We start from the raw sequence: 25802 nt of genomic DNA on the forward strand, positions 1-25802 counted from the left end.
TGCCGCCAACCGACTTTCCCGCTATTCTAATTAACATGCTAACTATTATGGCGGAGACACCATGCCCCATATCTGGATCGAGTATTCAGGCAACCTTGCCCTGGATACCCGCGCGCTGATGCGCGCGGTGCAAGGCGCCGCCATTGGCGACGGCAGCCTGTTTCCGCTGGCCGGCGCCCGCACCCGGGCGCTACGCGTGGACGACTGCCTGATCGTGGACGGCCACCCCCACAACGCCTTCGTGCACGTCGTGCTGCGCATCGGCCACGGCCGCACCGACGCGCAAAAGGCGGCGTTGGGCGAGCGGGTGTTCCAGGCGCTGAACACCGCGCTGGCGCCGCATCTGGCCATGCGGCCCTTGGGCATTTCGATGCAGATCGAAGAAGCGGACCCGGTGCTGAACTACAAGCACAATAACTACCGCCACTATCTTGCGCAGCGCGCCGAAGCGGCCAGCGCGGCCTTGGCGCAGCCGCCGCGCACCGTGGTTGGCGTGGCGCTCAACACGCGCCAGTCTCTGGACGCGCTGGGCGACGCCGTCAACGCGCCGCCCTACAAGGCCGCGCCGCGCGCGCCCGTGCTGTACATCAAGCCCGCCAACACCTATGCACGCGATGGCGCCACCATCACGCTGCCCGCCGATGTGCAAGAGGTGCAGGTGGGCGCTTGCCTGGGCGTGGTGTTCGCGCGCCGCGCCAGCCGAGTCAGCCAGGCGGATGCGCTGGACTACGTGGCGGGCTATCGCGTGGTGGCGGACCTGTCCGTGCCGCACGACAGCTACTTCCGGCCCGCCCTTAAACAACAGTGCCGCGATGGCTTCTGCCCCATCGGCGATGCGCTGGCGCCGGCATCGCCGGCAATCGACCCGGATGCGCTGGCCATCGAAGTGCTGGTGGATGGCGTCGTCAGGCAACGCGCCAGCACCGCCGACCTGATCCGCCCCGTTGCGCGCCTGATCGCCGACGTAACCGACTTCATGAGCTTTGACGCCGGCGACATCCTGCTGGTGGGCACGCCGCACGACGCGCCACGCGTGCGTGCCGGGCAACGCTTTGACATCCGCATCGCTCAGGTCGGCACGCTGGGCAACACGTTGGCCGCATCCTGAGGACATCGCCATGAAACACGCACGCATCGCCTACGAAGGCGCCATTCACACCGTGACCGAAGCGGACAGCGCGCCGGGCAGCGTCCTGCTGCCAGACGGGCGCGTCCTGGCGGAAGACGCCGTGACGTGGTTGCCGCCCATCGAACCGCGCACGACCTTCACGCTGGCCATCAACTACGCGGACCACGCCAAGGAACTCGCGTTCAAGGCGCCCGACGAGCCCCTGGGCTTTCTGAAAGCCGCGAACACCTTCGTGGGTCATCGTGCGCATACGCTGCGCCCGGCCGACGTAGCCTTCATGCACTACGAGTGCGAGCTGGCCGTGGTCATCGGCAAGACGGCGCGCAACGTCCCGCGCGGGCAAGCCTACGACTATGTAGCGGGCTACACCGTGGCCAACGACTATGCGCTGCGCGACTACCTGGAAAATTGGTATCGCCCGAACCTGCGCGTGAAAAACCGCGACACGTGCACGCCGCTAGGCCCCTGGCTGGTGGACCGCGACGACGTGCCCGACCCCATGAACCTGACCCTGCGTACCACGGTCAACGGCGTTCAGACCCAGCTGGGCAACACGCGCGACATGGTGTTCGACGTGCCCGCGCTGATTGAATACTTCAGCAGCTTCATGACCTTGTCCCCCGGCGACCTGATCCTGACCGGCACGCCGGACGGCATCGTCAACGTCATGCCCGGCGACTAGGTCGTGACCGAAATCGAAGGCGTCGGAAGGCTGGTCAACACGCTGGCGCCCTTCCCGTCTTAACCTTTAACCGGACTCTCTATGCTAGACACCCAAACCGTACGCAGCATCGCCGCGCGCCTGCATGAAGCGGAACGAACGCGAACGCAGATCCGCCAGATTTCGCTCGACCATCCCGACATCGATATCGCTGACGCCTACGCCGTGCAGCGCGCCTGGATGGACATCAAGCTGGCCGAAGGCCGCGTCAAGCGCGGCCACAAGATCGGCCTGACGTCCCGCGCGATGCAGCAGTCATCGCAGATCGACGAGCCCGATTTCGGCATGCTGCTGGACGACATGTTCTTCGAGGACGGCGGTACCATTCCCGCCGGCCGCTTCATCCTGCCGCGCCTGGAAGTCGAGTTGGCCTTCGTGCTGGGCAAGCGGCTGCAAGGCCCCCGGGTGACGCTGTTCCAGGTATATGACGCGGTTGACTACGTGATCCCCGCGCTGGAGATCATTGACGCGCGCTCGCACGGCATCGACCCCGACACCAAGCGCCCGCGCAGGGTGTTCGACACCATTGCCGACAACGCGGCGAACGCAGGCGTGGTGATGGGCGGGCGGCCTGTGAAGATGGGCGATTTCGACCTGCGCTGGGTCGGCGCGATTTTGTCACGCAACGCGGTGATCGAAGAAACCGGCGTGGCCGCGGGCGTCTTGAATCACCCGGCCAATGGCGTAGTATGGCTGGCTAACAAGCTGGCCGCCCACGACGTGGCGCTTGAAGCGGGCGAGATCATTCTGTCGGGCTCGTTCACCCGCCCCGTGGCCGCGCGGCCGGGCGACACCTTCCACGTCGATTACGGCGCGCTGGGTTCCGTCAACTGTCATTTCAACTAACACGGCACGCCGTCCATGGACATCCTGACCAATACCTTCAAGCAAGCCTTGCGCGACCGCCAACCCCAGATTGGCCTGTGGGCCGGCCTGGCCAGCGCCTACACATCGGAAATCATCGCGGGCGCCGGCTTCGACTGGCTGCTGATCGACGGCGAACATGCGCCGAACACCTTGCAGACCACCTTGTCGCAATTGCAGTCGGTGGCCGCCTACCCGGTGGCGCCCGTGGTGCGCCCGGCGTGGAACGACCCGGTACAGATCAAGCAGATCCTGGACACCGGCGCGCAGACCTTGCTGGTGCCGATGATCCAGTCCGCCGACGAAGCGCGCGCGGCCGTGGCCGCCGTGCGCTATCCGCCGGCAGGCATCCGGGGCGTGGGCAGCGCGCTGGCGCGTTCCTCGCGCTGGAACCGCATCCCCAACTACCTGGAACGCGCCAACGATCAGATGTGCGTGCTGGTGCAGATTGAAACGCCGGCCGGCATCGACGCGCTGGACGACATCCTGGCGGTGGACGGGGTGGATGGGGCCTTCATCGGCCCGGCCGACCTGTCGGCAGGCATGGGCTTTTTGGGCCAGCCGGATCACCCCGAGGTGTTGGCGACCATCGACCAGGCCATTGCGCGCATTGTGCGGTCGGGCAAGGCCGCCGGCATCCTGCACAGCGGAGTGGCACAGGCCAAGCACTACCTGTCCTTGGGCGCGACCTTCGTGGCCGTGGGCGTGGACGCCGTGCTGCTGGCGCGCGCGGCGGAAAAACTGGCCGCCGAATTCAAGGACGTGCGGCCGGTGGCGGCGGGCAAAGGCCCCTACTGAATCTACGACGCATCAAACGGCAGAAAAAAAGCGCACCGACTCATTCCGGTGCGCTTTTAGTTTGGGCCAGACCGTGATCAGGATCGGCCCGCCACGCTGCCGCCGCCGTCCACGCCCAGCACCTGGCCGGTAATAAAACCGGCGTCATCGGACAGCAGGAAGGCAATGGCCGCCGCCACTTCGGCCGGCGTGCCCAGGCGCTTCATGGGCACGGAGGCCAGCGCGCGTTTTTCGCCATCGCTACCCGCCGGACGGGTGGCGCGGAACATTTCCGTTTCGATCGGGCCGGGCGCCACCGCGTTGGCGGTCACGCCGTATTCGGCCAGTTCAAGCGCCCACGTGCGGGTGCAGCCCACCAGCGCGCTCTTGGCGGCCGAGTACGCCGTACGGTCCAACCCGCCATGGATGGCGCGGCTGACCACGTTAACGATACGGCCGGCGCGACGCACCTTCATGGATTCGATAAACGCCTGGGTGACCTGCACCGCCACGCGCACGTTCAGGTCCAGCACGTTGTACAGCGTGGCCAGGTCGATCTCGCCCAAGGGCTGCGGCGACGCGATGCCCACGTTGTTGACCACGGCGTCCACGGGAAACTTCTCGCGGATTTCGCGCAGCACTTCCTCGGTGCGGCCGGCGTCAGCCAGGTCACAGGCGTACAGATAGCCGGGAAAGTCCACATCGGTGGTGTTCCGCGCAATGCCGACCACATGACAGCCCATGTCGGACAGACGCTGCGTCAGCGCCCAGCCTATGCCCTTGGTGGCGCCCGTAATGAGCACGCATTTGTCCTTCATGGATTGAAACCTCGTCGTCAGATTGCTGGGTCAAAAACGGGCGCTTGGGCGCCCGGTGTTCCAAGTAGACACCATCCGGAGATGGCTGTCTTGTAAATTGCGTAGCAATTTCTGCGCACCGGACACCCGGCCAAAATCGGCCAGACCAGGCGGCGGATCGCTCAGGCGTCGCGGCTGACCGGCACGCGCGGCGCCAGGGCGCACAGCAATTCGTAGCCGATGGTGCCGGCGGCCTGTGCCACTTCGTCCACCGACGGGCCATCTTCGCCCCACAACACCACGGGCGCGCCGACACCCGCGGCAGGAATCGGGTCCAGGTCGACGATCAGCATGTCCATTGACACGCGGCCGACCAGCTGCGTGCGGATGCCCGCCACGACCACGGGCGTGCCGGTGGTGGCGTGGCGCGGGTAGCCGTCGGCGTAGCCGCAGGCGACGATGCCGATCCGCATGGCGCGTTCGGCGCGGAAGATTGCGCCGTAGCCTACGGAATCGCCCGCCTTGAGTTCCTGCACGGCGATGATTTCGGAACTTAGCGTCATGGCCGGCTTCAAGCCGAACGACGCGGCTTCGGCATCGGCGAACGGCGACGCGCCGTACAGGCAGATGCCCGGGCGCACCCAATGCGTCTGCGTGGGCGAGCTGACCGCGATGTCGGCAAAGCGCAGCGTGGCGGCCGAGTTGCATACGCTGACCGTGCCGGGCATCTTATGCGTCACCGAATTAAACAGGGCCAGCTGCTCGGTCACACCCTGGGGGCCGTCGGCGCAGGCAAAGTGCGTCATCTTGCCCACCGACCCCAACGTGCCCTGCTGCTGTAGCAACATGGCGCGCTCATGCGCGGCGGGATAAGACGCCGGGCTGAAGCCCAGCCGGTTCATGCCGCTATTCAGCTTGAGCATGACGTCCACGCGCCGGGTAAAGCGGGCGCGCGACAGCATGTCCAGCTGTTCGCGGTTGTGTACGGTGGTGCTCAGGTGATAGCGGTCGACCAGATCCAGGTCGGCGGGTTTGAAGAACCCTTCCAGCAGCAGGATCGGGCCGCCCCAACCGGCCTCGCGGCAGCGCACGGCTTCGTCCAGATCCAGCATGGCCAGGCCCTGCGCCTTGGAAAACCCCGTCACCGCCTGCTCAATGCCGTGGCCGTAGGCGTTGGCCTTGATGACCGCCCAGATGGACGGCGGCAGCCCGGCCGCGGCGGCGGCGGTTTGCTCAAGATGCTGGCGCACGGTGGCAAGATTGTGCGCAAGCGCGGAGACGGAGACAGTGGCGGATATGGGGCGCGGCATGGTGTGAGATCCTGTGGCGCTTAAGTCTAACTGATCGCCGCCCGAGAGGGAGGGCCTCTGCAATGACATCACTGATGGCATCACGCCCCCAAAGGCGACTACTCTAAAATGGTGCGATCCCGTCCCGGGACCGCCCCCTGTACCCGTTATCCATGTCCATCGATCACTACGAGAACTTTCCCGTCGCCTCGCTGCTGTTGCCGCGCAGGCTGCGCGGCGCCGTGACCGATATCTACCGGTTTGCCCGCGCGGCGGACGATATTGCCGATGAAGGCAGCGCGTCCGACGAAGAGCGGCTGGCGCAGCTGGCGGCCTTTCGCACCGAACTTCACCGCATTGGCGCCGAACCGGGCGTGACGCCCGCGCCAGGCTTGCCGCCACTGGCCGACATCTTCACGCCGCTGGCCCAGACCATCGCGCGCCATCAACTGCCCATCACGCCGTTCTACGACCTGCTGTCCGCCTTCGAGCAGGACATTGCCGTCAAGCGCTACGAAGACTACGCCACGCTAGCCGACTACTGCACGCGTTCGGCCAACCCGGTGGGCCGCCTGATGCTGCATCTGTTCGACGCGTCCAGCCCGCAAGACGTGGCCGAAAGCGACGCCATCTGCACCGGCTTGCAACTGGTGAACTTCTGGCAGGATGTGCGGGTCGATTGGCACAAGCAGCGCGTCTATCTGCCGCAGGAAGACCTGCGCCGCCATGGCGTCACCGAAGAAGACCTGGCCGCATGCCGGCTGACCGCGCAATGGCGCGAGCTGATGGCCTTTGAGGTTGAACGCACGCGCGCGCTGCTACACTTCGGCGCTCCGCTGGCGCGCCGCCTGCCCGGCCGCATCGGCCTGGAGTTGCGCCTGGTGGTGCAAGGCGGGCTGCGCGTGCTGGAGCGTATCGAAGCCAGCGGCTACGATGTATTCATGAACCGCCCCGAATTGGGCGCCAAAGACTGGGCCATCATGCTGTGGCGCTCTATCAAGTAACAGGCCCTGCCTATCTATGACCCCTGACGAATATTGCCAGGAGAAAGCCGCCAAAAGCGGTTCCAGCTTCTACTACTCATTCCTGTTCCTGCCGCCCGAACGCCGCCGCGCGATCACGGCGCTTTACGCCTACTGCCGCGAAGTGGACGACGTGGTCGACGAATGCACCGACCCGTCGCTGGCCCGCATCAAGCTGGCCTGGTGGCGCACGCAGGTTGACCAGATGTTCGACGGCAAGCCCGATCACCCCGTGACGCGCGCGCTGCAACCGCACCTGGAAACCTGTTCCATCACCCGCGAGCGCCTGCTGGCGGTGGTGGACGGCATGGAAATGGACCTGGACCAGACGCGCTACCTGGACTGGCCCGGCCTGCGCAAATACTGCTGGCACGCGGCCGGCGTGGTGGGCGAATTGTCTGCCGGCGTGTTCGGCTATAGCGATCCCAAGACGCTGGTCTACGCCGAAAAGCTGGGTCTGGCGTTCCAGATGACGAACATCATCCGCGACGTCGGCGACGACGCGCGCCGTGGCCGCATCTACATCCCGGTCAACGACATGCAGCAGTTCGAGGTCAAGGCTTCGGACATCCTGAATGGCGAATACTCCGAGCGCTTCAGCGCGCTGATGAAGTTCCAGGCCGATCGCGCCCGCGAACTCTATCGCGAAGCCATGAGCAACCTGCCCGAGGTCGACCGCCGTTCGCAGCGGCCGGGCTTGATGATGGCCGCCATCTACTACGCGCTGCTTGATGAAATCGAGCGCGACAACTGGCAGGTGCTGCACCAGCGCATCTCGCTGACGCCACTGCGCAAGCTGTGGCTGGCCTGGAAAACCTGGGTGGGCGGCGGACGCGGACTGGTCCGCCGGCTGGCGCGGTGAAGGCGGCGGTAATTGGCGCGGGCTGGGCCGGCTTGGCGGCCAGCATCGCGCTGCGCGAAGCCGGCGCCAAGGTCACGGTATTTGAAGCCGGGCACACGCCCGGCGGGCGCGCGCGCCGCGTCTTTCATGAATCGTTCGAGGCGCCGCTGGACAATGGCCAGCACATTTTGTCGGGCGCCTACCGGCATACGCTTGCGCTGATGCGCCGCGTGGGCCGCAACCCCGATGCGCTGCTGATGCGCCGGCCGCTGCGGCTGGCCAGCCTGGACGGGCGCTTTCGCCTGTCCGCGCCCCGGCTGCCTGCGCCCTTGCACATGGCCGCCGCCTTGCTGTTTGCGCGCGGGCTGAGCTGGGCCGACCGCTATGCGTCGCTGCGCCTGATGCGCGGCTTGAAGGCCATGTCCTGGTCGCCGCCGCGCGACTGGACCGTGCTGCATCTGCTGCACTATCACGCGCAATCCGACGCGCTGATCCGGCAAATTTGGGAACCGCTGTGCCTGGCCGCGCTGAACACGCCGTGCGCCACCGCCAGCGCCACACTGTTTGCGCGCGTATTGCGCGACAGCCTGGCGGGCACGCGCGAAGACAGCGATCTGCTGCTGCCCTGCACCGACCTGTCGGCGCTGTGGCCCGACGCAGCGGCGCGCCAGGTCACCATGCGCTATGGCAACACGGTGCGCCAACTGCATCCGTCGGACGACGGCATTGTGGTCAACCAGGAACGCTTTGACGCCGCCGTGCTGGCCGTACCGCCGACCTATGCGGCCCGCTTGCTGGACGCGCCCTTGCGCCTGGCCGGCGCGACCGGCCTGCTGGAAGCGCTGAAGGCGTTCGACTATCTGCCGATCGCCACCCTGAACGTGCGGCTGGCCGAACCCTGGCGGCTGCCGGAACCCATGATGATGCTGCGCGAAGAAGCCGCGCGCGGGCATGTGGGGCAATGGGTGTTCGACCGCGCGCAATTGGCGGGCGACACCAAGGCGGGCGAGCTTGCCGTGGTGGCCAGCGCGGCCACCAGCATTGCCGAACGCAACCGGCGCCAGGTGATCGAAGCGCTGATCGACCAGGTCGCCGAACAGGCGGCGCGCCATCCCGCGCGTTTACCCGCCATGCCGGAAGTGACGGCGGCCGAACTGCTGATTGAAAAGCGCGCCACTTTCGCGGCGCTGCCCGGCCTGACGCGTCCGCTGAACACCACGCCATGGCGCACCCTGGCGCTGGCGGGCGACTGGACCGACACGGGCTACCCCGGCGTGCTGGAAGGCGCGGTGCGCAGCGGCCTGCAAGCCGCTCGCGTGTTGAACCCCCGCGCCGATTGATGGGTGAATGCGGCGGGCGACAGCCCGTCGCCAGCCCCGGCGGCTAGGGCGCATAACACCCACCGCCAAACGCCCTGCTCTTTGCCCCTGGCGCCTACCGCAGCCAGTGCACCGTGGCGATGCCCGCCGCCGTCAGCGCCAACGATCCCACCAGGCTCACGCCCGCATAGCCCAGCGCCGTGCCATACGCGCCGCGTTCAAGCATCGATACGGTTTCCGCCGAGAAGGTGGAAAACGTCGTCAAGCCGCCCATGAACCCGGTGATGGCGCCCAACCGGACCCACGTCGGCCATTCCGGATGCCCGGCTACCAGCGCCAGCGCCACGCCCACGAAATAACCGCCCGCCAGATTCACCGCGAACGTGCCCCATGGCCAGGACTCCACGTTCAGCCACAGGCTGACCAGCCACCGCGTCCAGGCGCCCAGTACGGCGCCCAGGCCCACGGCCAGGAAATTCAACGGGATCAGGGTTTGATAGGCAGTCATAAGTGTCGGGGCGCCAGGCGGGGACAAGGCGCAAGAAAAAGGCCAGCAGCAGCATAACGCGCCGCCCCCGAAGCCGGGCCGAACAAGGGGATCACGGCTGCGCGGCAAACCCGGCGATTTTGCGGCGGCACGCGTTCGAAATCGATTGAAATCAGCGTGTCCCGCGGGCCCTGCCTTTTATACGAGTAATTCTCATTAAATGTTAGAATCCGCCGCTTCAAACCGAATCCCGCATGGACAGTCAACCCACTCCACGGCGCCGGGCCTACTGGCTCAAGACGCTGCATCAATGGCATTGGATCAGCTCGGCGCTATGCCTGCTGGGCATGCTGCTGTTTGCCGTCACCGGCCTCACGCTGAACAACGCGTCGCACATTGAATCCCGTGCGGTGGTGACCAGCCGGCAAGCGCAACTTCCTGCCCCCGAGCTCAAGCAATTGACCGCCCCGCCCGGCCAGAAAAAAGCGCCGCTACCGGCTCCTGTCGCAAAGTGGCTGGATGACACCCTGGATGCCGGCGCGGCGGGCAAGGCCGCCGAATGGTCCGCCGACGAAGTCTACCTGTCGTTGCCCCGCGCGGGCGGCGACGCCTGGCTGTCCATCGACCGCGCCAGCGGCGATGTCGAATACGAGCGCACCGATCGCGGCTGGGTGTCTTACCTGAACGATTTGCACAAGGGCCGCAACACCGGACTGGCCTGGAGCTGGTTCCTGGACATCTTCGCCCTCGCCTGTCTGGTCTTTTCGTTGACCGGGCTGGTGCTGCTGAAAATGCACGCCGGCAACCGCGGCGCCACCTGGCCCATGGTGGGGCTTGGCGTTGTGATTCCCGTCGTCCTCGCGCTGCTCTTCATTCACTGATTTTCATCCACTGATTCCTTCGATCCGCCCCTGGAGATTTCCATGCGCAAACTGTTGTTGTCGGCCCTCTTGGCCGGCGCGATCGCCCGAACGGCCAATGCGGCCGACATCGGCCTGTCCATCGAGGTGCCGCGCCTGGATGTGGCCGAATACCACCGCCCGTACGTCGCGATCTGGATCGAAAACCCCGACCAGAGCGTGGCCGCCGACCTGGCCGTCTGGTACGACGTGGCCAAGAAGAACAACGAAGGCACCGAGTGGCTCAAGGACATGCGCCAATGGTGGCGCCGCAGCGGCCGCAACCAGCAGTTTCCGGTGGACGGCGTCAGCGGCGCGACCAAGCCCGTGGGCAAGCACGCGCTGAGCTTCGACGCGGCTTCCAAGCCCTTGGCATCGCTCAAGCCCGGCCAGTACGCGGTCGTGGTGGAAGCGGCGCGCGAAGTCGGCGGCCGTGAATTACTGCGCATTCCGTTCCAGTGGCCTCCGCAAAAGGCCGAACAGCTGACCGCGCAAGGCGAACACGAACTGGGCGCCATCGCGCTCAACCTCAAACCCTGATGCCCCCCGCATGCCTTCAAGGACCGCAACCATGAAAACCGCCGCCAAACTGGCCGCCGCCCTGGCGCTGTGCCTGCCCTTTGCCGCCCACGCGCATGACGTGTGGATCGTGCCGTCGTCCACCGTGCTGTCGGGCACCGACAGCTGGATCACCGTTGACGCCGCCGTCGGCAACGACAAGTTCTATTTCAACCATGCGCCGATGCGCCTGGACGGCCTGGCCGTCATCGCGCCGGACGGCAAGCCGGCCGACGCCGAAAACCTGAACCGTGGCAAGCTGCGCAGCACGTTCGACCTGCAACTGAAGCAAAGCGGCACCTATCGCGTGGCCGTGGTCAACGACGGCGTGTTTGCGCGCTGGAAGGAAGACGGCAAGAACAAGCGCTACTTCGGCAAGGTCGAAGGCATGGAGCAGGCCGTGCCGGCACACGCGCAAGAGCTGGAAGTGTCCCAAAGCCTGGGCCGAGTGGAAACGTTCGTCACGGCGGGCAAGCCGTCGACCGTCAAGCCGGTGGGCCGTGGCCTGGAACTGGCGCCGGTCACGCACCCCAACGATTTGTTCACGGACGAAGCGGCCACCTTCCAGATGCTGCTGGACGGCCAGCCCGCCGCCAACCTGGAAGTGAACGTGGTGCCCGGCGGCAGCCGCTATCGCGACAAGGTCGGCGAGATCAAGCTGACCACGGACAAGGACGGCAAGTTCTCGGTCAAGTGGCCGCAGCCTGGCCTGTACTGGATTGAAGCGGGCATGGAAGACGCCAAGGTCAGCGTGCCGAAGGCCACCAAGCGCCGCCTGTCCTACGCCGGCACCGTCGAAGTGCTGCAACCCTAAGGCGCCGCGCGTGTCGGCTGCCCGGTCCTATGCGCCTCGCGGCACGGCGGCTCCCGCCGTGCGCGTGAGCTATGGCGCCATGCCGGCGGCGCGTCCCGCATCACCAGCGTTGTCAGCGTCGCCCGCCTTGTCAGCATCGCCAGCCTTGTCAGCATCGCCAGCCCTGTCAGCGTCGCCCGCCGTGGCCACGTCGTCCGCGCCGGCCGCGCTGGCTGCCCCGCCCGCACTGCCTGAGCCGGCGGCGTTGGCGGGCGCGACCATGGGCACGACGTGGTCCGCGCGAATGGCGCTGCCAGCCGGCATGGACAGTGACGCCGCCCGCCGCGCTATCCAGGCGGCGCTAGACGACGTCGTGGCGCAGATGAGTACCTGGGAATCGGCCTCCGACATCACGCGGTTCAACCGGGCCCTGCCAGGCTGGCAGGTGCTGCCCGACGGCTTTTTCTACGTGTTGCGCCATGCGCTGGCCTTGGCCGAGGACAGCGGCGGCGCGTATGACCCCACGGTGGGGCCGCTGGTCAATGCCTGGGGATTCGGCCCGCATCAGCGCGCCTTTGAACCGCCCTCGCCTGCCGCCATCGACACGGCGCGCGCCCGTTGCGGTTGGCGCCGCGTGCCGCTGGACGTCGCGCGACAAGCCGCGATGCAGCCTGGCGGCACGTACCTGGATTTGTCTTCCATCGCCAAGGGCCATGGCGTGGACCGCGCCGCGTTGGCGCTGGACGCGCTGGGTGTATCGCAATACCTGGTGGAAGTAGGCGGCGAACTGCGCGCGCGCGGCAAGCGGCCCGATGGCCAGGCCTGGCGCGTTGCGATCGAGGTGCCGGATGCCAGCGACAACCACGCGCTGGCCTTGCCACTGCAAGACCTTTGCATCGCCACATCGGGCGACTATCGACGGCACGCCGGCAGCGGCGACGCGCGCTATGCCCACACCATCGATCCGCGTAGCGGGCAGCCGGTGCGCAACAACGTCGCGTCCGTGTCCGTGCTGCACGCCGAGTGCATGCAGGCCGATGCCCTGGCCACGGTGTTGACGGTGCTGGGCGAAGCCGACGGCCTGGCCTACGCCCGCCGCCACGACCTGGCGGCCCTGTTCATTCTGCGCGACGCGCGCGAATACCGCGTCGTCGCCACCCCGGCGTTTCAGGCGCTGGCTCAAGCTTGCTGACCCGATGAGCGCCACCCGATTGTTCGCCGCAGCGTGCGTGGTGGCAGTGTGGCTGTTGCTATGCCTGTGGGCATGGCGGCGAGCGCGGCGGCATCAGGCCAGCCAGGCGCGGGCGCTGGCCGCCTTGAGCCTGAACGCCCACGGGGGTACTGCATCCAATGCCTTGCTGATCGCGTATGCCAGCCAGACGGGCTATGCGGAGGCCCTGGCCGAACAAACCGCGCAATCACTGCGCGCGGGCGGCCTGACGGTGCATGTGGCGTCGCTGGGGCAGCTGGATGTGGCGCGCTTGTCGGGGCAATCGCCCGCCTACCGCCGCGTGCTGTTCGTGGTCAGCACCTATGGTGAAGGCGATCCGCCCGACGCCGCTGCCGCCTTCGCCAGCCAGATGCAGGGCGCGCCCTCGCGCGCATTGGCCGGCGTACAGGTCGCGGTGCTGGCGCTGGGCGATAGCGAATACACGCGGTTCTGCGGTTTTGGGCATCAGCTGAACGACTGGCTGCACGCCCAGGGCGCCACGCCCTTGTTCGACATGGTGGAAGTGGACAACGGCGACCCCGCTGCGCTGCGTCACTGGCAACATCACCTGGGCCTGTTGACCGGCCGCAGCGACCTGCCGGACTGGCAGGCGCCGGATTACGAACCGTGGCGGCTCGCGGCGCGCACATTGCAGAACCCCGGCAGCGCTGGCGGCCCTTGCTACCTGTTGACGTTGACGCCCCCCGCCCACGGCAAGCCGGAATGGCTTGCCGGTGACATCGCGGAAATCGGGCCCCGGCTACAGCGCGACGGGCCGCTGCAAACGCACCGCGAATATTCCATTGCATCGCTGCCGGAAGACGGCGCCATCGACCTGCTGGTGCGCCAGATGCCCGGGGCAGACGGTGGACTGGGCGTGGGTAGCGGCTGGCTGACACAGGTGGCGCAGGTGGGCGATCAGATCGATCTGCGCGTACGCACCAATCGCAACTTCCATGCGCCGGACGATGGCCGCCCGATGATATTGGTGGGTAACGGCACCGGGCTGGCCGGGCTGCGCGCGCTGATCAAGGCACGACGCGCGGCAGGGCATCGACGCAACTGGCTGATCTTCGGCGAACGCAACGCCGCGCACGATGCGTTTTGCCGCGCCGACATCGACGTCTGGAAAGCGGACGGCACGCTGGAACGCGTGGACACCGTTTATTCGCGCGACCAATCCCGGCGCCGCTACGTGCAAGACGTGCTGCGCGAGCAAGCCGATGCGTTACGCGCCTGGGTAGCGGACGGCGCCGCCATCTACGTCTGCGGCAGCCTGCAAGGCATGGCGTCCGGGGTAGACACGGCACTGCAAGACGTGCTGGGCGACGACGCCTTGCAGGCGTTGCTGCACGCCGGCCGTTACCGGCGCGACGTGTACTAAGGCTACGGCGCTGCGCACGATGCCATCGCAGCCGGGGCCTGCCGCAGCCCGGCCCCAATTGCTGATTGCGGCTTGATCTCGCGCAGATCGATCTGATCGCAGCTTGATCTCATCGCAGCTTGATCGCATCACAGCCGGCTCTCCTCACAGCCAGCTCTCATTGCAGCTTGATCTGCGCGCGGTCGATCACCGTTTTCCAGCGATCGCGTTCCGTGCGAATCTGTTCCGCGAATTCCGCCGGCGTATTGCCCAATGCAAAGGCGCCCGTTTCCTCCATCTTGGCGGCCGTGGCCGGGTCGCGCACCGCTTGCGCAAACGCCTTGGCCAGCTTGTCACGCACCTCCGCGGGCATGCCGGCCGGGCCCACCACGCCATACCAGGCCGTGACGTCGTAATCCTTGTAGCCCTGCTCGGCGAACGTCGGCACATCGGGCAGGCGCGGGTTGCGCTCGGTGCCCGTGATGGCCAGCGGGTGCAGATGCTTGCTTTTCACATACGGCAACGACGACGGGAAATTATCGAAGATGACGGGCACCACGCCGCCCACCGTATCGGTTAGCGCCGGCGCCGAGCCCCGGTACGAAATGCTGTTCATCTTGCCGCCGATGATCTGCAAGAACCAGATCATGCCCAGATCGTTCACCCCGCCCGCGCCCGCGTTGGCGTAGCCGTCCTTGTTCGGATTGGCGCGCACATGCGCCACAAAATCGGCCAGCGTGCGTGCCGGATAGCTCGGGTTGACGCTAAGAATATTGGGGCTGGTGACCAGATTGCTGATCGGCGTGAAATCCTTGACCGGGTCGTACGCCAGATTCGGGAACAGGTGCGGCGCGGTGCCGTGCGTGCTGACGGTGGCCAGCCCTACGGTGTAGCCGTCGGGCTTGGCGCGCGCCGTGGCCGCCATGCCGATGGTGCCGGATGCGCCCGTACGGTTTTCCACCACGATCTGCTGGCCCAGAATTTCGCCCGCCTTGGCCGCTGCCACCCGGCCGACAATGTCGGTGGGCCCGCCCGCCGGGAACGGCACGATCAGCGTGATGGGATGGTCCGGGAACGCGGCGTGGGCAGTGGGCAGCAGCGCCGCCAGCGCCAGGGCAATCAATGTCTTCTGCATCATGATGGGTTTGTCTCCTTGGGGGTTTTGTCAGGGGCTTCGCGCCGCAAGATCTTGCCGGGGCGGTTCATGCCCGGGGTTTCGGGGAATACCTGTTGGCCATTGACCAGCACGTGTTCAACGCCAATGGATGGCAGCGTCGGCGCGTCCCAGGTGGCGCGGTCGGCCACGGTGTCCGCGTCGAACACCACGATGTCCGCCCAGGCGCCCACGCTGAGCTGGCCTCGCCCGGACAGCCCGAACACGCGCGCGGGCAATGCCGTCATCTTGGCCACGGCGGCTTCAAGCGTCAGCAATTCGGCCTCGCGCACATAGCGGCCCAGCACCCGGGTAAAGCTGCCCCACAGGCGCGGATGCGGGTGCGCGTCATTGGGCAGGCCATCCGACCCGACCATGCAGCATTCGTGTTGAAAGATGCGCTGCACTTCGGCCTCGTCCATGGCGAAGTAAATGGCGCCGGCCGGGCACAGCCGCTGTGCGGCCTGCATCTTGTCGCAGCCCCAGCGCGCGGCAATGTCGGACAACGATTCGCCGCTGCATTCGGGATGCGGCACCGACCAGGTGATGCGGATGTCGTCGATGCTGTCGGCGCGTTCGGGAATCAGGATCGTCGAGCTGCCGGGATACGGGTAGATGTCCAGCGCCACGTCGATGCCTTCGGCGCGCGCGCGGTCGATGTTGGCCAGCGTGGCCCGGCTTTTGCCCCAGTTGCGCGGCATCATGCACTTGTGGTGCGACAGCACCGTGGCGCAGCCCGTGTTGCGGCCCACGGACAGCACCTCGTCCACGGCGGCTTCCACCTCGTCGCCTTCGTTGCGGATGTGGCTGGTGTGCAGCGCGCCGTGCGCGGCCGCCACGCGGGCCAAGCCGTCCAGTTCGTGCTGTTGTGCAACGCCGCCCGGCTGGTAGGCCAACCCTGTGCTGAAACCCACCGCGCCGGCCGTCAACGCATCGTCCAGCATGCGCTGCATGGTGTCCTGCTCGTCCGGGCTTGGCGTGGCGGTCGGGTCGCGCATGGCGGCCAGGCGCAGGTTGGCGTGGCCGACCAGCGCCGCGACGTTGATCATGGGTTGCTGCGCGCGCAGCGTATCGAAGTACGCGTGCATGTCGGCAAACAGCGGCGTTTCGCCCAGCAGCGCCAAGGCCGCCGCGGTGTTGCCCGGCAAGGGCGCGGGCGCGCCACTGACGCCGCAATTGCCCACCACCACCGATGTAATGCCCTGGCTGGTCTTCCACGGCAAGCCGGGCTTTTCCACGAACATCAAGTCATCGTGACCGTGCGAGTCGATGAAGCCGGGCGCCACGATCTTGCCGCGCGCGTCGAGGCGGCGCGTGGCCTGGGCATGGGCCAGACTGCCGATGGCCACCACGCGTTCGTCCTTCACGCCTATGTCCGCCAGCCGTCGCGGGCCGCCCAGGCCATCGATGACCCAGCCGCCTTCAATGATCAGATCCAATTTTCCGTGGTCCATGTGTGCCCTGCCTGGATGAAGCCCCTAGTATCGTCCGGGGGATCAATCTGGAAAAATTGTTTTTATTGATCCATCTATCGTGGTTTGAAATGAATCGCCTGCCCAAGCATGTCACGTTGAAGCACCTGACCGCGTTTGTCGCGGTGGCCCAGGAATCCAGCTTCACGCACGCCGCCAAGCGGCTGTTCCAGACCCAATCGTCCGTGACAAGCCTGGTGCGGCAGCTGGAAGACGCGCTGGCCACGCAGCTGTTCGCACGCACCAGCCGGCGCGTGTTGCTGACCGCGGCAGGTGAAGAATTCTTGCCGCGCGTGATGCGCTTGCTGGCCGATTTTGATGGCGTGATCGAAGACGTGGTGCGCTATGGCGCGCTGGAGCGCGGGCGCGTGGGCGTGGCGGCCGCACCGTCGGCCATCACCGAAATCATTGCGCCGGCGGCGGCGGCATTCGCGGCGCAATATCCCGCCGTGCGGCTATATCTAAGCGACGATAATTCCGGCCGCATCCAGCGCAAGGTGGCCGCGCGCGAGGTGGACTTCGGCCTGACCAGCCGGTGGGCCGATGCGCCCGGGCTGCACTTTGAGCCCTTGCTGGAAGACCGCTTCGGCGTGTTGTATCGGGCCGATGACCCGCATCTGACGCCGGGGCGGGACGGCACGATGCGGTGGTCGGATCTGGCGGGGCGCAAATTGGTGGGGGTGGTGGACGAAACCGGCATCATGGCGCTGCTGCGCGCCCGCGCCGACCTGCCCATCGAAGCCGGCGCCCCTTTCTACGAAGCGTCCAGCACCACGTCGCAGGCGGCGCTGGTCAAGGCCGGCCTGGGCGTGGCGCTGTTGCCGGCACTGGCCGCCGCCCGGGTACAGGAACCCGGCTTGGCCTATGCGCTGCTGGCTCGCCCGACGGTGGTGCGAACCGTATGCGTCATCCGCCACAAGGAATACCCGACCAGCCCGGCTGCGCAGGCGCTGATCCGCGCGATCCACGATTACCTGCGCAGCGCGGCGCTACCCGCCGGGTGCAAGCGCGTGCCGGCAAGCCGCAAGACGTTGACCGAGTTGCCGCTGACGTAGCGGCGGCGATTGCGCGATGCGCTATGCCTGGCCGGTGCGCAGCTTTTCGTCCAGCGCCGCCAGCCCCGCCGCGAATACATTCTGCCCCACGGCGCGGGCCACATCGGCAAGCTCGGCGCCTTCGACACGGAAGTCCGCCCACCATTGCACCAGCGTGTGTTCGCCCGATGCCTGCCCAGACTCCGTGATGCGATGCAAGGACACCCCCGCCGTGTAGTCGCGCATGGGCAGGTCGGTTTCAATGATCGAATAGCGCAGTGCCGCGTTGGGATCGTCCAGCATCAACAACTGCTCGCGCACAAAGCCTGATGGCTCAAGAGTCAGATACCGCACGCTGCCGACCGCGTCATGGCGCCCGTCCGCTTCCAGGCGGCTTTGCGCCACGCCCGGATGCCAGGCGGCCAAGCCGTCGAAATCGCGAAAGCACGGCCACGCCTTTTCAAGCGGTGCGTGGATAACGGCACTGACAAAGACGGTATGCGACATGAGAACCTCAGAAGGTCAGGTTTTTGAATTCGCGGGTGGCGGCGGTCAAGGCCAGTTCCGTGGGCAGGCGTTCCATCGAGCTGGCGCCGTAGAAACCATGGCATTGCTTGCAGTGGCGCAGCACGTAGGCCGCGTCCTCCGGGGTGGCGATAGGCCCGCCGTGGCATAGCACGATGATATCCGGGCGCACCGCCAGCGCGGCATCGGCAATGCGGTCGATGGCGGCGACGCAATCGTCCAGTGTCTGCGACGTTTCCGCGCCGATGGAGCCGCCCGTCGTCAGGCCCATGTGCGCGACGATGATGTCCGCGCCCGCTTTCGACATGGCCACGGCGTCGTCCTCGTTGAAAACGTACGGCGTGGTCAGCATGCCCTTTTGGTGGGCCAGGCGGATCATGTCGACTTCCAGCGCGTAGCCCATGCCGGTTTCTTCAAGATTGGCGCGAAACGTGCCGTCGATCAGGCCAACGGTGGGAAAGTTCTGCACGCCGGCAAAGCCCTGGCGTTTCAGGTCGTCCAGGAACACATCGAAATCGCAGAACGGGTCGGTGCCGTTCACGCCGGCCAGCACGGGCGTCTTCTTGACCACCGGCAGCACTTCGCGCCCCATGTCGACCACGATCTCGTTGGCGTTGCCGTAGGCCAGCAAGCCGGCCAGCGACCCGCGTCCCGCCATGCGATAGCGCCCCGAGTTATAGATGACGATCAGGTCGATGCCACCCGCTTCCTCGCACTTGGCCGACAAGCCCGTGCCGGCGCCACCGCCCACAATCGGCGTACGGGCGCGCACCATGGCGCGGAACTTGTCCAGCAGTTCGTTACGGTCAAAACGCGGCATGGGGGCCTTCCTTAATGGGTAGCGAATTCAATGGGTGGCGATGGCAAGAAATTGGTCCACCGCCGTGCTGGCGAACAGCGGGTCGTTGATATGGCAGGGTACGCGCACCAGGCGGCGGTCGGCGGTCTGGACCACATTGGCCTCCAGCGCCGCGAACAAGGCGGCGTCGGCCTCGGGGTTCCAGAACGCCTGGCCCGGTGCATCCAGCGCCGACACGCCGCCTTCCGGTATCAAGAAGCGCACGGGGCCATTGCATTGGTTCAACTTCGCGGCGATCCACTCGCCCTGTTGTCGGTTTTCCTCGACCGTGGTGCGCATCAGCGTCACCTGCGGATTATGCGGATAGAACTGGCGGCCCTGATAGCGTGCAGGAACGGTATCCATGCCACCGAAATTGACCATATCCAACGCGCCGCAAGACCCCACATAGGGCGCGCCCGTGCGAGCCACGGCGCCGAAGCGGTCTCCCGTGCAGGCAAGCACGCCGCCAAAGAGAAAGTCGCAGACTTCGGTGGTCGTCAGGTCCAGCACGCCGGCCAGCAAGCCGCTGTCCAACAGCTTTTCCATCGATTGCCCGCCCGTGCCGGTGGCGTGGAACACCAGGCAGTCATAGCGCGATTCCAGCAGCGGGGTCACCTGCTGCACGCATGCCGTCGTGACGCCGAACATGGTGATGCCCACGGCGGGGCGGCCGTCATTGTCGGTGGCGCTGGCAGCGGCCATGCGGTGCGCGCCCGCAATGGCGCCGGCCGCATTGGCCAGCACGCGGCGCGAAATGCGGTTAAGCCCCGCCACGTCCGTCACGGAATACATCATCGCGATATCGGACGGGCCGACATAGGGCGCGACGTTACCCGATGCCATCGTGGACACCATTACCTTGGGCGTGCCGATGGGCAGCGCGCGCATGGCCGGCGCGATCAGCGCCGTGCCGCCGGAACCGCCCAGCCCCAACAGCGCGCCAATGCCGGCATGGCCGGCCACGTAGCGCTCGAACGCCAGCGCCATGGCCGCGATGGCCGTGCCGCGATCACCGGTGAACACCGCTTCCGCCCCGCCCGGGTGGCTGGCGGCGACGTCGCGCGCCTGGATCCGCGCTGCGCTGGGCGCGCCCGTGGTGGACACGTCCACCGACACCACGTCCACGCCGTCGCGGCGCAGCAGGTCAACGACGTACTCGGCTTCCTGGCCCTTGGTGTCATAGGTGGCGGCAACAAATACCCGCCGGTTCGAATGCGTCATGGCTCCTCCGCGGGCGGCTACACTCGGTGCGCGCCTCGATATGTGAGGCCCTGAAGGCCTGTGTAGAATCAAGAAATGAGACGAAAGAATCATACTGAGACGCCTGTCTCACGTCAAACTCCCGCCGTACCGGAAAGCCGTTCGGCCACCAGCGGCACGGCCCGGCTGATCGCCCCCGCCAGCCGCCAAGCCGAAGCCAGCGGCGAACCGCCGCACGGGCCGCGCGCGCGCATGCGCAAGACCTTGCTGGACGCGGCGCAACAGCTGATGGCTCAGGGCATCACCCCATCGGTGGCGGAATTGGCGGAACACGCCAAGGTGTCGCGCGCGACTGCGTACCGCTACTTTCCCAGCCAAAGCGCAATGATCGCGGCGGTGGTGGACGAAAGCCTGGGCCCCATCCTGGCCTGGGATTCCGACTCGTCCGACGCAGCCGCCCGTGTCGACGAACTGCTGCGCTTTGCCTACCCCCGGCTGGCGTCCCATGAGGCGCCGTTGCGCGCGGCCATCATGGTGTCGCTACAGCAGCATGCACAAGCCAACGCCGGCAAGGACGCGGCCGAGCCCCGACTGGTACGCGGCCATCGCGTCGACATCCTCAAGCGGGCGATCGCGCCGCTGGCGCAGACATTGACGCCCGCGCACCAGGACCGCGTGGCGCAAGCGCTGTCGCTGGTGTATGGCACCGAAGTGTTCCTGGTGTTGAAAGACATCTGGCAATTGGACCTGCCCGCCGTCACGGACGTGGTGCGCTGGACGGCCAACGCCATCATCACGCAGGCGCTGGCCGAGGCGGGTGCGGGCGCGGGCGCGGGCGCGGGTGCGGGCGCGGGTGCGGGCGCGGGCACCGGCGGGGGCACGGGCGTGGGCAAGGGCGGCAGCAAGGCCAAGAAATAAGCGCGCGCGTCGTATCGGGGCTGCCTGCTGTCATGCCCGCGTCACTCGTCGTGGGCATAGTTCCGCGTTTTGCGGCCCGCCGTTGCGGGTCGCCAGACGTTGGAGTGTGTCCATGCAGTTCGAAGTATCCCGCGTGCGGCGGGCCATTTTGCCCTTGTCGCTGGCTTGCGTCACCTTGTTGAGCGCCTGCGGCGGTAGCGACGACGACGAAGAACCCGTCGCGCCGCCCACCCCGCCCGCGATCACCGAGCCGGCCCCGCCGGTAGAACCCGCCAAGCCCGTCGAAACCGGCGCCTGGTCCACGGGCGACCTGCACGTGCACACCTATCAGTCCGACGACGCACAGGTCAGCCTGGAAAGCGCGCTGGACCAGGCCTTTGACCGCTACAAGCTGGATTGGGCGGCCATTTCAAACCATCTGCGGCTATCGGGACGCGACCATACCGGCACCACGCTGGCGGGCGGCGCCATCCCGTTTTCCACCGGCATGGCGCAGTATGAAGTGCCCTTCATCAAGACCGCGCAGGCCGCCGGCCGTTATGCCGACAAGATTATCTTCTCGTCGTTCGAATGGGACATGCCGACGCATGACCACGTGAACATCGGCATCGGCACCGACGACCCCCTGTCGGCCAAGTCACTGCAAGCCGTGGCGGAGTTCGAATACCTGTTCACCAACCGGGCCCCCGCGCTGTTCGACCCCCTGCTGGTGTCGCGCCTGTCGGGCCAGACCCGTGCCTACACCACGCATGCCGATTCGCTGGCGGCGCTGACGTGGCTGCGCGGCAAGCATCCCGACAGCTACATGCTGCTGAACCACCCGTCGCGGTACGCGGGCAAGTACACCGCCGCGCAGTTGCGCGAAATGAACGACCTGGCGCCCGGCATCTTCTTCGCCATCGAAGGCATGGTCGGCAACCAGATGGAACCGGATCGCGGCGGCTACGCCACGGCCTATACCAACGCCTTCCTGCCCAACCGCACGTATGGCGGCGTGGACTATCTGGTGGCGCACCTGGGCGGAACCTGGGACGCGCTGCTGGGCGAAGGCCGACGCATCTGGACGGTGGCCGATTCCGACTTCCACTTCCGCACCGCCTCAGGGCTGTACAGCTCGGGCTACGCGCCGGGCGAATACGCCAAGACGCATGTATGGAAGGACGGCGACGACATGAAGGCGGTGGTGGCCGGCTTGAAAAGCGGCCGGGTCTTCGGCGTGTTCGGCGACCTGATCGATGCGCTGGACTTCCAGGCGCAAGGCGCGGCCGGCGTCGTGCACATGGGCGGTGAATTGCAAGCGACGAAGGGCGAAAAGGTGGAGGTCACCATCCGCTTTCGCAGCCCGGACAGCAACCATTACGAATACCCGATCGAAAGCGGCAACCCCACTTACGTCAAGCCCACCGTCAACCACGTGGACCTGATCGTGGGCGACGTCGGTGCACGCGCCGCCGCCGGCACGCCGGGATATGACGCCGACACCAACCCGTCCACGCGCGTGCTGGCCCGGTACACACGCGCCGACTGGACGGTGGACGCCGACGGCTACAACGTCATCAAGACCACGATCACGGCGGACAAGAGCCAGTACCTGCGTCTGCGCGGCACCAATCTTGGCGTTGACGTTGCCGGCGAGACCGCGGCCGGTGAACCGCTGCCCGACGCCAAGGTGGACCTGGCCGACAATGTGGCGCGCTTTAACGCCATCAACGCGCGCAACTACAACGACCTGTGGTTCTATTCGAACCCGGTGTTCGTGACGGTTGCACAGTAAGTCCCGCAAGGAGCATATAAAAAGCCTGGCATTTTTCAATGCCAGGCTTTTTGTTTACCGCAAAGCGACTTGCTTACTGCAACGTACGGGTGAACACGAATTCCCCGTCGCGCCAATCCACCGGCACGACATCGCGCGGCCCGAACTTGCCTTCCAGGATCAGGCGCGCGACCGGGTTTTCGATCTGCTGCTGGATGGCACGCTTCAAGGGGCGTGCGCCAAACACCGGATCGAACCCAGACCGCGCCAGTTCCGCCAGCGCGGCCTCGGTGACTTCCAGCCGCATCTCCTGCTTTTCCAGTCGGGCGCCCAGGCGACGCAACTGGATCCGGGCGATGGACTCGATGTGCTGCGCTTCCAGCCCATGGAACACCACCACTTCGTCGATACGGTTCAGGAATTCAGGACGCAGGGTTTGCTTGAGCTCGCCCCACACCACTTCCTTGACCACGTCGTACGGCTGGCCCGCCAGGCTCTGGATGTGATGCGAACCCAGGTTCGACGTCATCACGATCACCGTGTTGCGGAAGTCCACCGTGCGGCCCTGGCCATCGGTCAGGCGACCGTCGTCCAGCACTTGCAGCAGCACGTTGAACACGTCCGGATGCGCCTTTTCAACTTCATCCAGCAGCACCACGCTGTACGGCTTGCGACGCACGGCTTCGGTCAGGTAACCGCCCTCTTCGTAGCCGACATATCCGGGCGGCGCACCGATCAGCCGCGCCACCGAATGCTTCTCCATGAACTCGCTCATGTCGATGCGGATCAGGTGCTCTTCAGAGTCGAACATGAACTCGGCCAGCGCCCGCGTGAGTTCGGTCTTGCCCACACCGGTGGGGCCCAGGAACAGGAACGACCCATACGGCCGAGCCGGGTCCGCCAAGCCCGCACGCGAACGGCGGATGGCGTCCGACACCAGGCGCACGGCCTCGTCCTGGCCGACCACGCGCTTGTGCAGGAACTCTTCCATGTGCAGCAGCTTTTCGCGTTCGCCCTGCATCATCTTGGACACCGGAATACCAGTGGCGCGCGACACGACCTCGGCGATCTCTTCCGCGCCCACACGGGTGCGCAACAGACGCGGACGGCTATCGTCGCCCTCGGCGTTTTCCGCGGCCTGCGCGGCGCCCACTTCGGCGGCCTTCAGGCGCGACTCCAGATCGGGCAGCTTGCCGTATTGCAGTTCGGCCAACTTGTCGAACTGGCCCTTGCGTTGCAGCTCGGCCATTTCGGCGCGCACGCTGTCGATCTCTTCCTTGATAGCCTGCGTGCCTTGCACGGCGGCCTTCTCGGCCTTCCAGATTTCCTCGAAGTCGTTGTATTCGCGTTGCAGCTTTTCCAGCTCATCTTCGATGACGCCCAGGCGGCGCTTGGAGGCGTCATCGGTTTCCTTCTTGACGGCTTCGCGCTCGATCTTCAGCTGGATGATGCGGCGATCCAGCTTGTCCATCACTTCCGGCTTGGAATCGATTTCCATGCGGATGCGCGCGCCGGCCTCGTCGATCAGGTCGATGGCCTTGTCGGGCAGGAAGCGGTCGGTGATGTAGCGGTGCGACAGCTCGGCCGCCGCGACGATGGCCGGGTCGGTGATTTCAACACCGTGGTGAATCTCGTAGCGCTCTTGCAGGCCGCGCAGGATGGCGATGGTGGATTCCACGTCGGGCTCGTCCACCAGCACCTTCTGGAAGCGGCGCTCAAGCGCGGCATCCTTTTCGATGTACTTGCGGTATTCGTCCAGCGTGGTCGCGCCGATGCAGTGCAGCTCGCCGCGTGCCAGCGCGGGCTTGAGCATGTTGCCCGCGTCCATCGCGCCTTCGGCCTTGCCCGCGCCGACCATGGTGTGCAGCTCGTCGATGAAGACGATGTTGCTGCCGTCGTCCTGGCCCAATTCCTTGAGCACGGCCTTCAGGCGTTCTTCGAATTCGCCACGGAACTTGGCGCCGGCCAAAAGCGCCGCCAGGTCCAGCGACAGCACGCGCTTGCCGCGCAGGCTTTCGGGCACTTCGTCGTTGACGATGCGCTGCGCCAGCCCTTCGACGATGGCGGTCTTGCCCACGCCGGGTTCGCCGATCAGCACGGGGTTGTTCTTGGTGCGACGTTGCAGGATCTGGATGGTGCGGCGGATTTCATCATCGCGGCCGATCACCGGATCCAGCTTGCCCTGGCGGGCGCGCTCGGTCAGGTCCTGGGTGTACTTGGACAGGGCTTCACGGTTGGATTCGCCTTCGGCGCCAGACACGTTTTCGCCACCGCGCACGGCGTCGACGGCGGCTTCCAGAGCTTTCTTCTGCAACCCCGCTTCACGCAGGATGCGGCCGGCCTCGCCCTTGTCTTCGGCCAGCGCCAGCAGGAACAGCTCGCTGGCAATATAGGTGTCGCCACGGCGCGCGGCTTCCTTGTCGGTGCGGGTCAGCACCGCGTTCAGATCGCGGCCCACTTGCACGTTGTCGTCGCCTTGCACTTGCGGCAGCGACTTCATCGCGGCCTCCAGCGCGGGGGTCAGGCGATTAACCGCCACGCCCGCTCGCGCCAGCAGGCTGCCCGCGCCGCTGTCCGGGTCGGATAGCAGCGCCGACAGCACGTGCACGGGCTCGATGTAGGGGTGGTCGTTGCGCGCGGCCAGACTTTGGGCGTCGGCCAGGGCTTGCTGGAACTTGGTGGTTAGTTTGTCGAATCGCATAATGGTCGTTTGGCTTGTTGGAGAGCCTGACCGATACGTGCCGGCTGGCTCGATACCCTGAATATGTGGCCGGATGACAAAATTTCAACACCCAGCCGCCCACTTCATTGCTTCGACGTGCGAGATAAACCGATTT

General features: G+C 66.3%; 23 protein-coding genes and 1 pseudogene. 15 read left to right on the forward strand and 9 right to left on the reverse strand.

The window, feature by feature from the left end:
• Positions 1 to 61 precede the first annotated feature (61 nt).
• The 4 genes and pseudogenes from V6F88_RS07820 (at position 62) to hpaI (ending at position 3512) form a co-directional block, all read left to right on the forward strand.
• A complete protein-coding gene (locus tag V6F88_RS07820; protein WP_332608722.1) occupies positions 62 to 1108 on the forward strand; it encodes a fumarylacetoacetate hydrolase family protein in 1047 nt (348 codons plus the stop codon).
• Between the two features lie 10 nt (positions 1109 to 1118).
• Positions 1119 to 1808, forward strand: a pseudogene (locus V6F88_RS07825) (fumarylacetoacetate hydrolase family protein); the annotation flags it as partial.
• An 84-nt stretch (positions 1809 to 1892) separates the two neighbouring features.
• On the forward strand, positions 1893 to 2696 hold the full coding sequence (gene hpaH, locus V6F88_RS07830; protein ID WP_332608723.1) for a 2-oxo-hept-4-ene-1,7-dioate hydratase: 804 nt from the start codon (positions 1893 to 1895) through the stop codon (positions 2694 to 2696).
• A gap of 15 nt (positions 2697 to 2711) precedes the next feature.
• A complete protein-coding gene (hpaI, locus tag V6F88_RS07835; RefSeq protein WP_332608724.1) occupies positions 2712 to 3512 on the forward strand; it encodes a 4-hydroxy-2-oxoheptanedioate aldolase in 801 nt (266 codons plus the stop codon).
• A gap of 77 nt (positions 3513 to 3589) precedes the next feature.
• Here the strand turns inward: hpaI and V6F88_RS07840 are convergent, their stop codons facing one another.
• Together V6F88_RS07840 and alr are read right to left on the reverse strand one after the other, a co-directional pair.
• Positions 3590 to 4309, reverse strand: coding sequence for an SDR family oxidoreductase (locus V6F88_RS07840; RefSeq protein WP_046804732.1), 720 nt, complete (start codon positions 4307 to 4309; stop codon positions 3590 to 3592).
• Positions 4310 to 4470: 161 nt separating this feature from the next.
• Entirely contained in the window at positions 4471 to 5598 is a 1128-nt protein-coding gene (gene alr / locus V6F88_RS07845) for an alanine racemase (protein ID WP_332608725.1), read from the reverse strand.
• 152 nt (positions 5599 to 5750) lie between these two features.
• Between alr and hpnC the strand changes: the two genes are divergently transcribed.
• The 3 genes from hpnC to hpnE are packed head-to-tail and all read left to right on the forward strand — an operon-like array spanning position 5751 to position 8780.
• On the forward strand, positions 5751 to 6581 hold the full coding sequence (gene hpnC, locus V6F88_RS07850; protein ID WP_332608726.1) for a squalene synthase HpnC: 831 nt from the start codon (positions 5751 to 5753) through the stop codon (positions 6579 to 6581).
• Positions 6582 to 6597: 16 nt separating this feature from the next.
• Positions 6598 to 7461, forward strand: a complete 864-nt coding sequence (gene hpnD / locus V6F88_RS07855) for a presqualene diphosphate synthase HpnD (RefSeq protein ID WP_332608727.1) — start codon at positions 6598 to 6600, stop codon at positions 7459 to 7461.
• A complete protein-coding gene (gene hpnE / locus V6F88_RS07860) occupies positions 7458 to 8780 on the forward strand; it encodes a hydroxysqualene dehydroxylase HpnE (RefSeq protein ID WP_332608728.1) in 1323 nt (440 codons plus the stop codon). The genes hpnD and hpnE overlap by 4 nt, the downstream gene beginning before the upstream one ends.
• A 94-nt stretch (positions 8781 to 8874) precedes the next feature.
• Here the strand turns inward: hpnE and crcB are convergent, their stop codons facing one another.
• Positions 8875 to 9267 carry a fluoride efflux transporter CrcB gene (crcB, locus tag V6F88_RS07865; protein ID WP_332608729.1) on the reverse strand — a complete coding sequence of 131 codons (393 nt, stop codon included), beginning with the start codon at positions 9265 to 9267 and terminating at the stop codon, positions 8875 to 8877.
• Between the two features lie 233 nt (positions 9268 to 9500).
• Between crcB and V6F88_RS07870 the strand changes: the two genes are divergently transcribed.
• From V6F88_RS07870 to V6F88_RS07890, 5 genes are all read left to right on the forward strand, one after another.
• Positions 9501 to 10127, forward strand: a complete 627-nt coding sequence (locus V6F88_RS07870; RefSeq protein ID WP_332608730.1) for a PepSY-associated TM helix domain-containing protein — start codon at positions 9501 to 9503, stop codon at positions 10125 to 10127.
• A 42-nt stretch (positions 10128 to 10169) separates the two neighbouring features.
• Positions 10170 to 10685 (forward strand): DUF2271 domain-containing protein, encoded by a 516-nt coding sequence (locus tag V6F88_RS07875; protein WP_332608731.1) that lies wholly within the window; start codon positions 10170 to 10172, stop codon positions 10683 to 10685.
• A 31-nt stretch (positions 10686 to 10716) separates the two neighbouring features.
• Positions 10717 to 11517: a DUF4198 domain-containing protein gene (locus V6F88_RS07880; RefSeq protein WP_332608732.1), complete on the forward strand. Its 801-nt coding sequence runs from the start codon at positions 10717 to 10719 to the stop codon at positions 11515 to 11517.
• Between the two features lie 145 nt (positions 11518 to 11662).
• Positions 11663 to 12688: an FAD:protein FMN transferase gene (locus V6F88_RS07885; protein WP_332608733.1), complete on the forward strand. Its 1026-nt coding sequence runs from the start codon at positions 11663 to 11665 to the stop codon at positions 12686 to 12688.
• Positions 12689 to 12692: 4 nt separating this feature from the next.
• Positions 12693 to 14090 (forward strand): sulfite reductase subunit alpha, encoded by a 1398-nt coding sequence (locus V6F88_RS07890; RefSeq protein WP_332608734.1) that lies wholly within the window; start codon positions 12693 to 12695, stop codon positions 14088 to 14090.
• A gap of 157 nt (positions 14091 to 14247) precedes the next feature.
• Here the strand turns inward: V6F88_RS07890 and V6F88_RS07895 are convergent, their stop codons facing one another.
• Together V6F88_RS07895 and V6F88_RS07900 are read right to left on the reverse strand one after the other, a co-directional pair.
• Positions 14248 to 15207, reverse strand: a complete 960-nt coding sequence (locus tag V6F88_RS07895) for a tripartite tricarboxylate transporter substrate binding protein BugE (protein ID WP_332608735.1) — start codon at positions 15205 to 15207, stop codon at positions 14248 to 14250.
• Positions 15204 to 16676, reverse strand: a complete 1473-nt coding sequence (locus V6F88_RS07900) for an N-acyl-D-amino-acid deacylase family protein (protein ID WP_332608736.1) — start codon at positions 16674 to 16676, stop codon at positions 15204 to 15206. Before V6F88_RS07900 ends, V6F88_RS07895 begins: the two co-directional genes overlap by 4 nt.
• 89 nt (positions 16677 to 16765) lie before the next feature.
• Here V6F88_RS07900 and V6F88_RS07905 point away from each other — a divergent pair, with 89 nt between their 5' ends.
• Positions 16766 to 17749, forward strand: coding sequence for a LysR family transcriptional regulator (locus V6F88_RS07905; protein WP_332608737.1), 984 nt, complete (start codon positions 16766 to 16768; stop codon positions 17747 to 17749).
• Between the two features lie 21 nt (positions 17750 to 17770).
• On the opposite strand, the gene V6F88_RS07910 is transcribed toward V6F88_RS07905, so the two are convergent.
• Genes V6F88_RS07910 through V6F88_RS07920 form a run of 3 tightly spaced genes read right to left on the reverse strand, consistent with a single transcriptional unit; the run spans position 17771 to position 20315 of the window.
• Entirely contained in the window at positions 17771 to 18235 is a 465-nt protein-coding gene (locus V6F88_RS07910) for an SRPBCC family protein (RefSeq protein WP_332608738.1), read from the reverse strand.
• 7 nt (positions 18236 to 18242) lie between these two features.
• Positions 18243 to 19073, reverse strand: coding sequence for a phosphoenolpyruvate hydrolase family protein (locus V6F88_RS07915; protein ID WP_314358703.1), 831 nt, complete (start codon positions 19071 to 19073; stop codon positions 18243 to 18245).
• A gap of 27 nt (positions 19074 to 19100) precedes the next feature.
• The gene (locus V6F88_RS07920) at positions 19101 to 20315 is read right to left on the reverse strand and encodes a Tm-1-like ATP-binding domain-containing protein (RefSeq protein WP_332608739.1); all 1215 of its coding nucleotides are present in this window, start codon (positions 20313 to 20315) and stop codon (positions 19101 to 19103) included.
• Between the two features lie 165 nt (positions 20316 to 20480).
• Here V6F88_RS07920 and V6F88_RS07925 point away from each other — a divergent pair, with 165 nt between their 5' ends.
• Together V6F88_RS07925 and V6F88_RS07930 are read left to right on the forward strand one after the other, a co-directional pair.
• On the forward strand, positions 20481 to 21212 hold the full coding sequence (locus V6F88_RS07925; protein ID WP_332608967.1) for a TetR/AcrR family transcriptional regulator: 732 nt from the start codon (positions 20481 to 20483) through the stop codon (positions 21210 to 21212).
• 112 nt (positions 21213 to 21324) lie between these two features.
• Positions 21325 to 22986 carry an S-layer protein gene (locus V6F88_RS07930; RefSeq protein WP_332608740.1) on the forward strand — a complete coding sequence of 554 codons (1662 nt, stop codon included), beginning with the start codon at positions 21325 to 21327 and terminating at the stop codon, positions 22984 to 22986.
• 73 nt (positions 22987 to 23059) lie between these two features.
• On the opposite strand, the gene clpB is transcribed toward V6F88_RS07930, so the two are convergent.
• Complete coding sequence (gene clpB / locus V6F88_RS07935) at positions 23060 to 25666, reverse strand: ATP-dependent chaperone ClpB (protein WP_332608741.1); 2607 nt, start codon at positions 25664 to 25666, stop codon at positions 23060 to 23062.
• Between the last annotated feature and the right edge of the window lie 136 nt (positions 25667 to 25802).

This window comes from Achromobacter sp. ESBL13, assembly GCF_036668755.1.
In the GTDB taxonomy this organism is placed as follows: Bacteria; Pseudomonadota; Gammaproteobacteria; order Burkholderiales; family Burkholderiaceae_B; genus Achromobacter.